The sequence below is a fragment of the Streptomyces sp. NRRL WC-3605 genome (assembly GCF_001509795.1).
GTDB lineage: Bacteria > Actinomycetota > Actinomycetes > Streptomycetales > Streptomycetaceae > Streptomyces > Streptomyces viridochromogenes.
In genome coordinates this window covers 1-13057 of the sequence record NZ_LLZN01000113.1, presented here as the reverse complement: position 1 = coordinate 13057, position 13057 = coordinate 1, and the positions used below count along the sequence as shown (strand labels likewise).

The 13057-nt window shown below is 71.8% G+C and carries 11 protein-coding genes, 2 tRNA genes and 1 pseudogene; 4 read left to right on the top strand and 10 right to left on the bottom strand.

The genetic code is table 11. The features are described 5' to 3' along the window. Window positions 1–73: 73 nt before the first annotated feature. Window positions 74–150, bottom strand: a tRNA-Pro gene (locus tag ADL34_RS32590). A gap of 131 nt (window positions 151–281) precedes the next feature. Between ADL34_RS32590 and ADL34_RS32585 the strand changes: the two genes are divergently transcribed. Then, window positions 282–352, top strand: a tRNA-Gly gene (locus ADL34_RS32585). A gap of 74 nt (window positions 353–426) precedes the next feature. On the opposite strand, the gene ADL34_RS32580 is transcribed toward ADL34_RS32585, so the two are convergent. The 4 genes from ADL34_RS32580 to ADL34_RS32565 all read right to left on the bottom strand — a co-directional run bounded on the left by ADL34_RS32580 (window position 427) and on the right by ADL34_RS32565 (window position 4132). Beyond that, window positions 427–837: a VOC family protein gene (locus tag ADL34_RS32580; RefSeq protein ID WP_062669894.1), complete on the bottom strand. Its 411-nt coding sequence runs from the start codon at window positions 835–837 to the stop codon at window positions 427–429. 31 nt (window positions 838–868) lie between these two features. Beyond that, window positions 869–1660, bottom strand: a complete 792-nt coding sequence (locus tag ADL34_RS32575) for an alpha/beta fold hydrolase (RefSeq protein WP_062669892.1) — start codon at window positions 1658–1660, stop codon at window positions 869–871. Between the two features lie 44 nt (window positions 1661–1704). After that, the gene (locus ADL34_RS32570; protein ID WP_234375162.1) at window positions 1705–3867 is read right to left on the bottom strand and encodes a serine/threonine-protein kinase; all 2163 of its coding nucleotides are present in this window, start codon (window positions 3865–3867) and stop codon (window positions 1705–1707) included. Between the two features lie 70 nt (window positions 3868–3937). Further along, the gene (locus tag ADL34_RS32565) at window positions 3938–4132 is read right to left on the bottom strand and encodes a hypothetical protein (protein ID WP_004001285.1); all 195 of its coding nucleotides are present in this window, start codon (window positions 4130–4132) and stop codon (window positions 3938–3940) included. Between the two features lie 542 nt (window positions 4133–4674). On the opposite strand from ADL34_RS32565, the gene ADL34_RS32560 reads away from it, so the two are divergent. Next, window positions 4675–5877: an acyltransferase family protein gene (locus tag ADL34_RS32560; RefSeq protein WP_062669888.1), complete on the top strand. Its 1203-nt coding sequence runs from the start codon at window positions 4675–4677 to the stop codon at window positions 5875–5877. 10 nt (window positions 5878–5887) lie between these two features. Here the strand turns inward: ADL34_RS32560 and ADL34_RS32555 are convergent, their stop codons facing one another. Further along, window positions 5888–6364 (bottom strand): HD domain-containing protein, encoded by a 477-nt coding sequence (locus ADL34_RS32555; protein WP_062669976.1) that lies wholly within the window; start codon window positions 6362–6364, stop codon window positions 5888–5890. Between the two features lie 16 nt (window positions 6365–6380). Continuing rightward, the gene (locus tag ADL34_RS32550; RefSeq protein ID WP_062669886.1) at window positions 6381–7559 is read right to left on the bottom strand and encodes a PP2C family protein-serine/threonine phosphatase; all 1179 of its coding nucleotides are present in this window, start codon (window positions 7557–7559) and stop codon (window positions 6381–6383) included. A 163-nt stretch (window positions 7560–7722) separates the two neighbouring features. Here ADL34_RS32550 and ADL34_RS32545 point away from each other — a divergent pair, with 163 nt between their 5' ends. Further along, the gene (locus ADL34_RS32545; RefSeq protein WP_062669884.1) at window positions 7723–8979 is read left to right on the top strand and encodes a GNAT family N-acetyltransferase; all 1257 of its coding nucleotides are present in this window, start codon (window positions 7723–7725) and stop codon (window positions 8977–8979) included. Window positions 8980–9133: 154 nt separating this feature from the next. Here the strand turns inward: ADL34_RS32545 and ADL34_RS32540 are convergent, their stop codons facing one another. Continuing rightward, entirely contained in the window at window positions 9134–9943 is an 810-nt protein-coding gene (locus tag ADL34_RS32540; RefSeq protein ID WP_062669882.1) for an Fpg/Nei family DNA glycosylase, read from the bottom strand. Between the two features lie 84 nt (window positions 9944–10027). Further along, window positions 10028–10519, bottom strand: a complete 492-nt coding sequence (locus tag ADL34_RS32535) for a ribose-5-phosphate isomerase (RefSeq protein ID WP_055623859.1) — start codon at window positions 10517–10519, stop codon at window positions 10028–10030. Window positions 10520–10738: 219 nt separating this feature from the next. On the opposite strand from ADL34_RS32535, the gene ADL34_RS32530 reads away from it, so the two are divergent. Next, entirely contained in the window at window positions 10739–12214 is a 1476-nt protein-coding gene (locus tag ADL34_RS32530; RefSeq protein ID WP_062669880.1) for an amino acid permease, read from the top strand. A 90-nt stretch (window positions 12215–12304) separates the two neighbouring features. On the opposite strand, the pseudogene ADL34_RS32525 reads toward ADL34_RS32530, so the two are convergent. Further along, window positions 12305–13057 (bottom strand): annotated as a pseudogene (locus ADL34_RS32525) (serine/threonine protein kinase); the annotation flags it as partial.

The following is a 13057-nucleotide window of genomic DNA, read 5'->3' as shown; positions in this document are numbered from 1 at the left end:
GGACACGCCCCAAAGGCGATCATCGGCCGTGATCACACGGGGTGGCCGTGCGGAGGCCGGCGGTGACCGGTCGTGGTCGGGGTGGCGGGATTTGAACCCACGGCCTTCCGCTCCCAAAGCGGACGCGCTACCAAGCTGCGCCACACCCCGTGCTGGTGCGACACGTAGGGTACATGCCCGCAGCTGGCGCGGCCTCCGCATTGACGGGGTGTGCGACGAGGGGGGCCGACCCGCTACGATGCCTCCAGTGCCGCGGTCACCGACCTGCGGCGCGTCGATGTGCGGGCGTAGCTCAATGGTAGAGCCCTAGTCTTCCAAACTAGCTACGCGGGTTCGATTCCCGTCGCCCGCTCTGTACGGCTCAGGGCCAGGCCGGAGGGTTTCTCCTCCGCCTGGCCCTGATCGTTTTCCGGGGCGGTGCCCCGGTCAGTCGCGGCCGGGCCAGGTCGGGCCCTCGTCGGTCCAGACGACGCCCTTGTTGCGGCACAGGCAGAAGGGGTGGCCGACCGGGTCGGTGTAGACCTGCCAGCCGTAGCCGTCGGGGCGGATGAAGTCCTGCTTCAGTGTGGCGCCCAGGGCGAGGACGCGGCGCTGCTCGGGCTCGATCTCGTCCACCTCGAAGTCGAGGTGGAACTGCTTGGGGTGCTCGCTGTCGGGCCACTGCGGGGCGCGGTAGTCGTCCACGCGGATGAAGGCCAGCTCGATCTCGCCGAACCGGATGCCGGCCCACTCCTCGGTGCTGCCTTCCTTGATCGGACGGCCGGTCACCTCGGAGTAGAAGGCCGCCAGCTTCATCGTGTCCGGGCAGTCGATGATGAAATCGGTCAGTCGCAGCATCCGGCGATCTTGGCACAGGCCCGCGCCGCCGTCAGCCCTTCAGGGAGTCGAGGAAGGCGGCCACCACGGCCGCGTAGCCTTCGGGGTCCGTCTCGTGGACCGTGTGGCCGGTGGGGAGCTGGGCGAGGCGGGTGCGGGGGCGGCGGGCGACCAGGTCCTTCGCGTGGGCCTCGGTGAGGGTGTCGCTCCGGGTGCCGTGGACGAGGAGGGCCGGGCAGTCCGTGGCCAGCCAGTCGTCCCAGTGGTCGCCGTTGACCTGGCCGACGGAGGTGACCATGTCCTCGGCGCGGAAGGCGAGGCCCCAGCCGTCGGCGTACTCGCGCAGGGCGTCGGTGAGGTAGCGGGCCGAGTCCCCCAGCTGTTCGACCAGGGCCGCGCGGGTGGGTGCCCGGTGCGGCCAGGACAGGCAGAAGGACAGGTCGTCGTCGATCTCGGTACCGATGTCCTCGATGACGAGCGCGCTCACCAGCTCCGGGTGGCGTGCGGCGAGCTGGTAGGCGTTGACCCCGCCCATCGAGTGCCCGAGCACCACCGGACGCTCCAGGCCGAGGTGGGCGAGGAGCGCGGCCGCGTCGCCGACGTAGCCCTCCCGGGAGAAGTCCGGTCCCCGGTCCGAGAAGCCGTGCCCGCGCTGGTCGGGCGCGACGACGCGCCAGTGCGGGAACAGCGCCCGTGCGAGGCGGGCGAACGTGCGGCCCTCGTTGAAGTGCCCGTGCAGCGCGAGCAGGGGCCGCCCCGGGCCGCCGAAGTCGAGGTAGGACAGGCGGCGGCCGTCGATCGTGAGGGCGGCGCGGGCGGGCTCGGGGACGCGTGCGGTTGTCATGGACCCGCAGGATGCCAGAGGCGGGGGCCTGGACCGGCGCCTTTTCACAGGGCGCGGACGTCCACGCTGTAGACGGAGCGGACGCCGTACGGGACGTACAGGGCGTCGCCCACGAGGGTCAGGGGGGCGCCTGCGCCGGCGTCCGCGGTGCCGCCGTCGTCGCGCCCCTGGAGCGTGGCGGTGACCCTGCCGGTGCGCAGGTCGAGGGCGGCGAGGCGGCCGCTCGGGGACGCCAGGTAGAGGTGGGTGGCGGAGGCCACCGGGACGCCGGGCGACTCCACGGTGGAGTTGCTCTCCCAGAGCCTGCGTCCGTCCTCCGGAGCGAAGGCGCGGACGCTGCCGCTGGGCCGGGTGTACAGGAGCCGGCCGCCGAGCAGGGTGGGGGTCGACGTCTCGGGCTGGGCCTCGGACAGGCGTACGGCCGTCACGATGTGCGAGTCGGCGTCGATGAGGGTCAGGGTGCGGTGGGCGCCCGTCGTGGGGAGCAGGACCAGGCGTCCGCCGGTCTCGCCGACGATGTCCAGGTCGCCGTCGAGGGGGACCGTCCAGCGGGGCCGCCCGGTGGCCGGGTCGAGCTGGGTGACGCTGGTGCCTGAGACGTGTTCGTCGTCGAGGGACCAGTTCTGGCAGACCACGTACGCCTGGCCGCCGGCGCCGCGCAGCAGGCATATCCGGCTGTCGGGGTCGGGGAGCGGGTGTCTCCAGCGGACCTCGCCGTCGTCGGCGCCGAGCAGGGCGTACTGCTGCCCCTTCGGTCCGTGGACGGTGACGATGCCCTCGGGGACGGCGACGGCGTAGCCGAGCTCGCTGTTGGGTTCGGACGCCTCGGGTCCGTCGCCGGTGACCGTGGACCACAGCACCTCACCGCTGTCGGCGTCGAGTGCCCGCACGGTGTAGCGGTAGTGGTTCTCGTCGCGCACGGTGCGGTCGTCGGAGCCGTAGACGAAGACGCGACCGGCGCGGGCGGCGAGGATCGTGCCCTGGTCGCCGAGGCCGAGCTCGTCGGGGGTCTCGTCGACGGGGCGGGCCCAGGTGTTGCGGCCGTCGGCGAGGGCGAAGCGGGTCGCCATGACGTCGTCGCCGGCGCACACCAGGGACGCCCCGGTGGCCGCGCAGCGGGCGAAGGGGCCGTCGGGGGCGGTCGGCTCCTTGTCGACGCCGGGGTCCTTGGACTTGCTGCGCCAGGGCTGCCAGCCGGCGGGCAGGTTCCCGGGGGCGGCCTCCTCGGAGGTGAGGGTGAACGTCAGGGCGGCGAGGGCCGCCAGGGCCAGGGCGCCCGCGGCGGGGGCGAGCCAGAGGCGTCCGCGGCGGCGGGGCGGGGGCGCGTCCCGCGGCACGGCCTGAGTGGCGTCGCCGGGGCGCGGGTCGGGCAGGCGGCCGTCGCGCAGGAGGGCGAGGAGTTCACCGGTGGTGGGCCGGGAGGCAGGGCGCTTCTCCAGGCACAACCGGACGACAGTGAGCAGTTCGGGCGGTACGCCGTCGAGTTCGGGGGTGCCGTCGACGACCCGCAGGGCCGTCTCGTAGGGGCTCGGGCTGTCGAACGGGCCCTTGCCGGTGGCGGCGTACACCAGGACGGAGCCGAGGGAGAACACGTCGGCGGCGGGGCCGACGTCCTGCGGTGAGGAGAACTGCTCCGGGGACATGAAGGGCGGCGTGCCCATCACCCGGCCGGTCTGGGTGAGGACGTCCGCGGCGCCGGAATCAGTGGCCCGCGAGATGCCGAAGTCGATGACGCGGGGCCCGTCCTCGGCGAGCATCACGTTGGCCGGTTTCAGATCCCGGTGGACCATCCCGGCGCGGTGGATGTCGCGCAGTGCCTCCGCGAGTCCGGCGGCGAGTTCGCGCAACTTCGGCGCGGGGAGCGGGCCGTGGCGGCGGACGTGGGTGCCGAGGTCCTCGCCGGGGATGTAGAGCGTGGCCATCCAGGGGCGGGCGGCGTCGGCGTCGGCGTCCACGACGGGGGCCGTGAAGGCGCCGCTGACCTGGCGTGCCGCCGCGACCTCTCGGCGGAAGCGGGTGCGGAACTCGTCGTCGTCGGCGTACTGGGCGTGCACGACCTTCAGGGCGAGCCGGCGGCCGGAGGCGGAGCGGGCCAGGTAGACGACGCCCATGCCGCCGGCGCCGAGGCGGTCCTCGATCGCGTAACCGCCGACCTCCGCCGGGTCGGTCTCGCGCAGCGCCATGCCGTACGTCCCCCCGTTCCGCACCGTTCGACGATCTCGAACGAGGGTATCCGTAGGTGTCCGGGCGGCCCGACGGCCCCTGGGCCCGACACCTCTAGAACTGGATGGAGTTGATGGTCTCCGCTATGGAGTTGAGGAACCGCTGGATGTCGTCGGCCATGCCCGTCGAGGCCAGGAAGAAGCCGAACAGCACGGCGACGACGGCGGGGCCGGCCTTCAGGGATCCGCCTCGGATCAGTACCACCAGCACGATCGCCAACAGCAGCACCACTGACAGCGAAATGGCCACAACAGATCACACCCTCGGTCGGTCCGCTCTCCCGGCCCGGGGACGCGACCCCGCGCACCCCCGCCAGAACCATCGTGCCACCAACCGGGCCCGCCTATGCGGCACGTGACGTTTCGTTCGCCACACGCGTGCCGGGCGTGCCGGGCGTGCCGAGGGGTGAACGCCTCTCCCCGCCCCACCCGTACAGCATTTCGAGGCGACACCCGCGGAGGCAATTCGACGGGATCGTTTCCATCGCCACACAAGGTGTTCGCAGCTATTTCGAATTCATGGAGGGTTGATCATTACATCGGCGACATCTCCTGGCCATATGGCTTGCCTTGTCGGTATGAATCCGGACAAGGCGGGCGCCCAACAAGGGTCTGCCAAGGGGTGCGTTGGCCGCCCGTGCGAGGTTGCGCACAATAAACGTTAATGACCTCGCGGGTTTTACGAAATCACTCAGACAACGCTAGGGTGCCTCAGATGTTCCACGCTGCCTCGTCCCCCGCATGCGCAGCGCGGTCCGGGATCCTCTCCCCCGGTTTCCGGCGGGAGGGTCTGTGACGGACTCGCTGCGACCGCACGGCCACAACAGAGCGCCACTCCCCCCGGCCCAGCAGCCGGCGGACGGAGTGCCGAGTCCGCGCTCACCGCAGAACAGGAAGGCTCAGGACACCACCAGAGCCGCGTCGAACGGCGCCAAGCAGCGCGACGCGTTCTTCGACAACGCCAAGTACCTGGCGATCGTCCTCGTCGCCATAGGACACTCCTGGGAGCCGATCAAGGGCGGCAGCCGGATCCTGGAGACGATGTACACGGTCGTGTACACGTTCCACATGCCGGCGTTCATCATCATCTCCGGCTTCTTCTCCCGCAGCTTCGACGCCAGCCCCAGCCGGATGAAGCGGCTGATCACCGGCGTCGCGGTGCCGTACATCGTCTTCGAGACGGCCTACCCGCTCTTCAAGCGCTGGATCGACGACGACCCCGGCATGGACGTCAGCATCCTGGATCCCTGGTACCTGACCTGGTTCCTGTGCGCGCTGTTCATCTGGCGGCTGACCACACCCCTGTGGAAGATCGTGCGCTGGCCGCTGCCCATCGCGCTCGGTCTCGCCATGATGGCGACCGTCACCCCGGAGATCGGCGACGACCTCGACCTCCAGCGGGTCCTGCAGTTCCTGCCGTACTTCGTGCTCGGTCTGATCATGAAGCCGGAGCACTTCCACATGGTGCGCACGCGCACGACACGTCTGCTGTCGCTGCCCATCGGCGTGGTGACGCTCCTGTTCGCCTACTGGGCGGTGCCGCGCATGAACACCGCGTGGTTCTACCACCGCGACGCCGCGCAGGAGCTCGCGGCCCCGTGGTGGACCGGCCCGGTCATGGTGCTGGCGATGTTCGGCTGCTCGCTGCTGCTGACGGCCTGCTTCTTCGCCTGGGTGCCGCGCCGGCGGATGTGGTTCACCACGCTCGGCGCCGGCACGCTCTGCGGCTACCTGCTGCACGGCTTCGTCGTGAAGGCCGGTGACTACCAGGGCTGGTTCGAGCCGGCCTGGCTGCACCGCCCGCTCGGCGCGGTCTTCGTCACCGTCCTCGCGGCGGTCGGTGTCACTCTGCTGTGCACCGCGCCCGTGCGCCGGGTCTTCCGGTTCGCCATGGAGCCGAAGATGGAGTGGGCGTTCAAGCGGGACGCGGCCGAGATGGCCCGCGCCCGCGAGCGGCGGGAAGGCTCCTCCGCCCGCGAGAAGGTCGACGCCTGACCCCAGGGGCTCACGTTCCCGGCAGACCGAGGAGTGCGCGCATCCGCGTGTACTTCTCGGTCAGTCGTCTCCGGGTCGCCTCGTCCAGGACCGCGAGCCGCGCCGGATCGGCGTTGTGCGCCAGATCGGCCTCCTTCACCAGCAGCGCGCCGGGCGTGGCGAGAATGCGGGACGCGTAGTCCTCGGGCGGTTCCCCGGCCCGCTTGGTGACGGCCCGCACGATGTCCTTCGTACGGCTGCTCAGCGCGGCCCCCGCCAGCCACTCCTCGGACAGCGCGTCGTCCTCCACGGCGTCGTGCAGCCAGGCCGCCGCGATCTGGTCGTCGTCGCCGCCCCGCGTGCGGACACCCTCCGCGACGGCGCTCAGATGCTCGCTGTACGGCCGCCCGGCCTTGTCGGTCTGCTCCGCGTGGGCGGCGCGGGCGACGGCCTCCACCTCGGCGAGGGACAGCGTGGGCTGCGGGGTGTCCCGCGGTGTCTCGGTCACCCGCACAGTGTGCCGCTCAGGGCGCCACCGACGCCGTCGGCCCCTCACGGCAGATCAGCAGCAGCGCCCGGTCGTCGTTGACGTCCTTCGCGACGGCCTCGATGAGGTGCCAGGCCGCACCGTGGAACCCGCCCGCGACGTACCGGTCGGCCTCCCCCGTGAGGCGGTCGATGCCCTCGGTGATGTCCCGGTCGGACGTCTCGACCAGACCGTCCGTGAACAGCATCAGGACGTCGCCGGGCCGCAACGAGCCCTTCACCGGGTCGAACTGGGCGCCGTCGTACACACCGAGGAGCGGGCCCTCGGCGGCCTTCTCCTCCCAGCGCCCGCTGCCCGCGCTGAGCTGGAGGCCCGGCGGATGCCCGGCCGAGTAGAGCTCGTAGTCGCCCGAGTCGAGGTCCAGGACGAGGTGGATGGAGGTCGCGAAGCCCTCGTCCCAGTCCTGCCGCAGCAGATAGCCGTTGGCGGCGGGCAGGAAGGCGTGCGGGGGGAGGCTGCCCAGCAGGCCGCCGAAGGCGCCCGACAGCAGCAGCGCGCGGGAACCGGCGTCCATGCCCTTGCCGGAGACGTCGGTGAGGACGACCTCCAGCGTGCGGCCGCCGTTGGTGCGGGCCGCGACGACGAAGTCACCGGAGAAGGACTGGCCGCCGGCCGGGCGCAGCGCCATCTCGCGGTGCCAGCCGTGCGGCAGTTGCGGCAGCTTGCTCTGCACCCGGATGCGCTCGCGCAGGTCGAAGAGCATGGTGCCGCCGCGCCGCCAGGGCACGCCGACCCGGCTGCGGAACTGCGCGATGAGCAGCCCGAAGAAGCCGCACGCGGCCACGACGAGGACGACGCCCGGGGTGACCCGCGACGGCCCCTCGGTGTAGGGGCCGAGCTGGACGGACTCGACGATGAGCGCGGTGGCCGCCGCCGCGTACAGACCGAGCAGGCTCGCGGGGCGCAGCAGCACCCCGCCCGCCACGATCGGCAGGACCAGCGCGGCCGGGGAGAACCAGACCGGGTTCATCATCGTGGCGGAGCAGATCAGCGGCACGGTCACGAGCAGTCCGGCGAGCGCGACCCAGTCCGAGCCGTCGCCGCGGAAGTAGTCCACGGCGCTTCTGCGCAGGGCGGTCCGGACCCGGTGCCACTGCATCTTCGACCGGGCCGTGAACGTCTCGGCGGCCGTGCGCCGCTCTCGTCCTGCTGCCATCAGTTCGGGACCCTATCCATCGGACCAGTCGCTTGGCACGGGAGGTCCCACTTGTCCCCCGTCCGAGGTTCAACTTCACAGTGAACTTCACACATGGCCGTCGCGTCGCCGTCACCGGGAAATTGCCTCGCCCCCGTCCGCACCGCGCTGGTACGCATGGTCCATGGTGAAAGAGAGCGCGGGCGACGCGGGCGGACTTCGGCCACGGCCGTTGCGGCAGGACGAGTGGGACATCTGGTACGACTCCCTCGTTCGCGCCTTCGGCGGGGTGCCGGAGGCGGCCGAGGAACGGGAGCTCTTCCGGTCCCTGACCGAGGTCGAGCACTCCCTCGGCGTCTGGGACGGGGACGCGTGCGTGGGCACGGCCGGCGCGTTCAGTTTCCGGGTGACCGTGCCGGGCGGGGCGTCCGTGCCCGCGGCGGGCGTCACGATGGTCGGCGTGGCCGCCACGCACCGCCGGCGCGGTGTGCTGACGTCGATGATGCGCCGTCAGCTGGACGACGTACGCGCGTCGGGCCGTCCGCTGGCGGTGCTGACCGCGTCCGAGCCGGCGATCTACGGCCGGTTCGGCTACGGCGTCGGCACGTTCGCGGCGAGCGCCGAGATCGACACCTCCCGGGTACGCCTGTCGGTGCCGCCGGGCACCGATGACGTACGGCTGCGGTACGCGGGTCCCGCCGACGTCCTCGACGTGTGCGAGGCGGTGTACGCGGCCGCGGTGCCGCGGCGGCCGGGGATGATCGCGCGGCTCCCCGGGTGGGAGCGGCTCGGGATCCTGGACCCGGAGAGCGACCGCGGCGGCGGCTCGCCGCTGCAGTGCGTGGTGGCGGAGCGGGACGGCGCCGTCGTCGGCTACGCGCGGTTCAGTGTGCAGCCGGAGTGGGGGCACGGCGGACCCGACGGGACCGTGCGGCTGCGGGACCTGCAGGCGCTGGACCCGGCCGCGGAGGCGGCGTTGTGGCGGTTCCTGTTCGACGTCGACCTGACGTCGAAGGTGGTGACGCGGTCGCGGGCCGTGGACGAGGCGTGGCAGTACCAGGTGTCGGACATCCGGCGGTGCGACATCCGCGTGAAGGACGCCCTGCACGTGCGTCTGGTGGACGTGGGCGCCGCGCTGGAGGCGCGGACCTACCAGGCCCCGGTGGACGTGGTGTTCGACGTCGAGGACGCCTTCTGCCCCTGGAACGAGGGGCGTTGGCGGCTCACCGGCGACGCCAAGGGCGCGTCGTGCGGGCGTACGACGGAAACGCCCGATCTCGTGCTGTCCGTACGGGAGTTGGGGGCGGCGTATCTCGGCGGGGTGGGCCTGCGGGCGCTGGCCGCCGCCGGGCGGGTGCGGGAGCTGCGGCGCGGGGCGCTGGACGAGGCCGCGACGGGCTTCGCCTCCCCGGTGGCGCCCTGGCTGCCGCACGGCTTCTGACGCGCGGCCGGCTAGTGCTGTGACCGGGAAGGTTCGCTGCATCGCAAGGCGGAGCATGACCCGCGTACTGGATGTACTCGGGTCATGCGACAACGCGGCGAGGTGCCGTGCCGGGCGCCGCGAGCCGGTGAACCTTTCCGGTCACAGCACTAGGTCACGGCGTCTGGCAGCCGGGGCACCAGAAGAGGTTGCGGGCGGCGAGGCCGGCGGTGCGGATCTCGCCGCCGCACAGGTGACAGGGCTGGTTCGCCCGGCGGTAGACGTAGACCTCGCCGCCGTGGTCGTCGACGCGGGGCGGGCGGCCCATCGCCTCCGGGGTGTGCTCGGGGCGGACGGTGTCGATGCGGTTGGTGCGCACGCCCTCGCGCATGAGGGCGACGAGGTCCGCCCAGATCGCGTCCCACTGGGCCGGGGTGATGTCCCGGCCGGCGCGGTAGGGGTCGATGCCGTGCCGGAAGAGGACCTCGGCCCGGTAGACGTTGCCGACGCCGGCGACGACCTTCTGGTCCATGAGCAGGGCGGCGATGGAGGTACGGCTGCGGGAGATCCGCCGGTACGCCTCGCGCGGGTCGGCGTCGGCGCGCAGCGGGTCGGGGCCGAGGCGGTCGTGGACCGCCTGCTTCTCGCTGCCGGTGATCAGGGCGCAGGTGGTGGGGCCGCGCAGGTCGACGTGGGCGGCGGTGTTCGCGAGGCGCAGCCGCACGGTGTCCGTGGGCGGGGGCGCGGAGGCGGGGCCGAAGGCGACCTTGCCGAAGAGGCCGAGGTGGATGTGGACCCAGTCGGTGTCGCGGAAGCCCAGGAAGAGGTGCTTGCCGTGGGCGTCGGTGCGGGTGAGCTCGGCGCCGTCCAGGAGGGCCGCGGCGTCGGAGAACTTGCCCTGAGGGCTGGTGACCCGGGGTGACGTGCCGCGGAAGGCGGCGGCGTAGTCCTGGGCCAGCCGGTGGATGGTGTGCCCCTCAGGCACGGTGGCTCCTTCGTCGTCTCCCGGGGCGGGACCGGGCCGTCCGGTCCGGCCGGGGGGCGGTGCTCCCCCGGCCTCCGGTCGGCGTTACTGCTCCTGCTGCGGGTGGTGGGCCGGGATCGGGGGCAGCTCGCCCGTCGTCTCGTAGGCGCTGAGCATCTCGATCCGGCGGGTGTGACGGTCCTCACCCGAGTACGGGGTGCCGAGGAAGGTCTCGACGAACTTCGTCGCCTCCTCGGTCGTGTGCATGCGCGCGCCGACGGCCACGACGTTGGCGTTGTTGTGCTGGCGGCCGAGCGCCGCCGTCTCCTCGCTCCAGGCGAGCGCGGCGCGGACGCCCTTCACCTTGTTCGCGGCGATCTGCTCGCCGTTGCCGGAGCCGCCGATGACGATGCCGAGGGCCTCGGGGTCCGCGGCCGTCCTCTCCGCCGCGCGGAGGCAGAAGGGCGGGTAGTCGTCCTGGGCGTCGTAGATGTGGGGCCCGCAGTCCACCGGGTCGTGACCGGCGGCCTTCAGCCAGTCGACGAGGTGGTTCTTGAGTTCGAAGCCCGCATGGTCGGAGCCGAGATACACGCGCATGCCACGAGTGTGACACGGCCGCGACGGGGCAGCAGCGTCGGGTGGTCAACGCCGGAAAATGTGACCTGGACTATGGAACCTCAAGGAAAGCTCAAGTAACAATCCCGAATCAAAGGTTCCCGAATCGGTTCTCCTCCGATTCACTGGTCCGGCTCGTACGCCGACGTGATCCGTTCCGTACGAGGACCGCTCCCCACGGCGCAAAGGAAATTCCGTTCCATGACTTCGCAGCCGACAAAGAAGACGGCCGCACCGGCTGTCGGCGGCCACGGCCTGCAGGCCGGGCTCAAGGACCGTCACCTCTCCATGATCGCCATCGGTGGCGTCATCGGCGCCGGGCTCTTCGTCGGGTCCAGCTCCGGTATCGCCACGGCAGGACCCGGCATCCTCCTCTCGTACGCGCTCGTCGGCACGCTCGTGGTGCTGGTGATGCGCATGCTCGGTGAGATGTCCGCGGCCAACCCGACCTCGGGTTCCTTCTCCGCCCACGCCGACCGGGCGCTCGGGCGCTGGGCCGGCTTCTCCATCGGCTGGCTGTACTGGTTCTTCTGGGTGGTCGTGCTGGCGGTCGAGGCGACCGCCGGCGCGGTGATCCTGGAGGGCTGGATCCCGGCCGTCCCGCAGTGGGCCTGGGCCCTCATCGTGATGATCGTGCTGACCGCGACGAACCTGGTGTCCGTCGGGTCGTACGGCGAGTTCGAGTTCTGGTTCGCCGGGATCAAGGTCGTCGCGATCGCCGGCTTCATCGTGGTCGGCCTGCTGGCGATCTTCGGTGTGCTGCCGGGCGTCGACAGCGACCAGGCCGGGTTCGGCAACCTCACCGGGCACGGCGGCTTCCTGCCGCACGGTCCGGGAGCCATCCTCACCGGCGTGCTGCTGGTCGTCTTCTCCTTCATGGGCAGCGAGATCGCCACGCTGGCCGCCGGTGAGTCGGAGAACCCGCAGAAGGCCGTCACCAAGGCCACCAACAGCATCATCTGGCGGGTCGCCGTCTTCTACCTGGGCTCCATCCTCGTCGTGGTGTCGCTGCTGCCCTGGGACAGCAAGGCGATCGCCGACGACGGGTCCTATGTCGCCGCGCTGGACTCGCTCGGCATCCCGCACGCCGGTCAGATCATGAACTTCATCGTGCTGACCTCGGTGCTGTCGTGCCTCAACTCCGGCCTGTACACGGCGTCCCGGATGGCCTTCTCGCTCGGCCAGCGCGGCGACGCGCCCCAGGCCTTCGGCCGGACGACCGGAAACGGTGTGCCGCGCACGGCGATCCTCGCGTCGGTGGCGTTCGGGTTCGTGGCCGTGTTCTTCAACTACAAGTTCCCGGACTCGGTCTTCCTCTTCCTCGTCAACTCCTCCGGCGCGGTCGCCCTGTTCGTCTGGCTGGTGATCTGCTTCTCGCAGCTGCGCATGCGGCGGATCATCCAGCGCGAGGCGCCGGAGAAGCTCGTCGTGAAGATGTGGCTGTACCCGTACCTGACCTGGGCGACGGCCGCGCTGATCGTGTTCGTCCTCGGCTACATGCTCACCGACACCGAGCACGACGGCCGGCAGACGGTGCTGCTGTCGCTGCTCGTGGCCGCGCTGGTGCTGGTGGTGGCCTTCGTGAAGGAGAAGGCCGGCGCCCGGCGCAGGGCCGCTGCGGCGGTGGCGGGTGCGGACGCGGAGGACGCTCCGCTGGATGAGGTCAAGGCCGGCTGACGCCACGACTCCGAGTGCCCTGGGGAGGGGCGGTGGACGCGCTGAGGCGCGCCCGCCGCCCCTCCCCCCTTCGTTCTCCGCACGGCCCGGTCACAGCACCGTGAAGCTGTCCCTGACCTGGCCGTAGGTCTCCAGGGCCCGCTCCTCGGCCTCCGGGCGGTACCAGGTGTTGATCTGGTACGACTTGCCGTCCACGGTGAAGCCGAGCAGCCGGGCGTGCCAGGGCTCGCCCTGGAGCGTGAAGGAGTACTCCCAGACGACCGCCGGGTGGTCCCGGAACGTGGTGCGCTCCAGGCGGATCTTGCGGTAGTCGGCGCCCCGGCGGGCGTCCTGCTCGGACTGCTCCCAGGAGTCCATGAGGTCGCCGCGCGCGAGCGACGACTTGGCGGCGAGTTCCTGGGTGCCGTCCGGTGCGGTGTAGTGCACCTCGGCACCGGTCTTGACGTCGCGCTTCCAGCCCTTGGGGGTCGCCCAGGCGAACCCGCCCGCCTCCCGGTGGGCGCCGGGCGGCAGGCTCTGCGGGCGTGAGGTGCCCTCGACGGTCGGCGACGAGGACACGCTCGCGGACGCCGACGCAGACGCCCCCGACCCGGCCTTGGCGCCGCCGGGCGACCCGCCCCCGTTCAGCAGGACACCGGCGACGACCGCACCGGAGACCACGACGGCTCCCAGGGCGACCCCTACGGCGATACGGCGGCGCTTGGACCGGGAGGGCTCGGCCAGGGCGCTGCCGGGCCGCCGCTGCGTGAGGGCCTCGGAACGGACGAGGGAGACGTCGGGGGGTGTGGAGGAGGGTTCGTGGGTGGCGGGGGTGGCGGTCCCGGCGGGGGGGGGGCCGGGGGT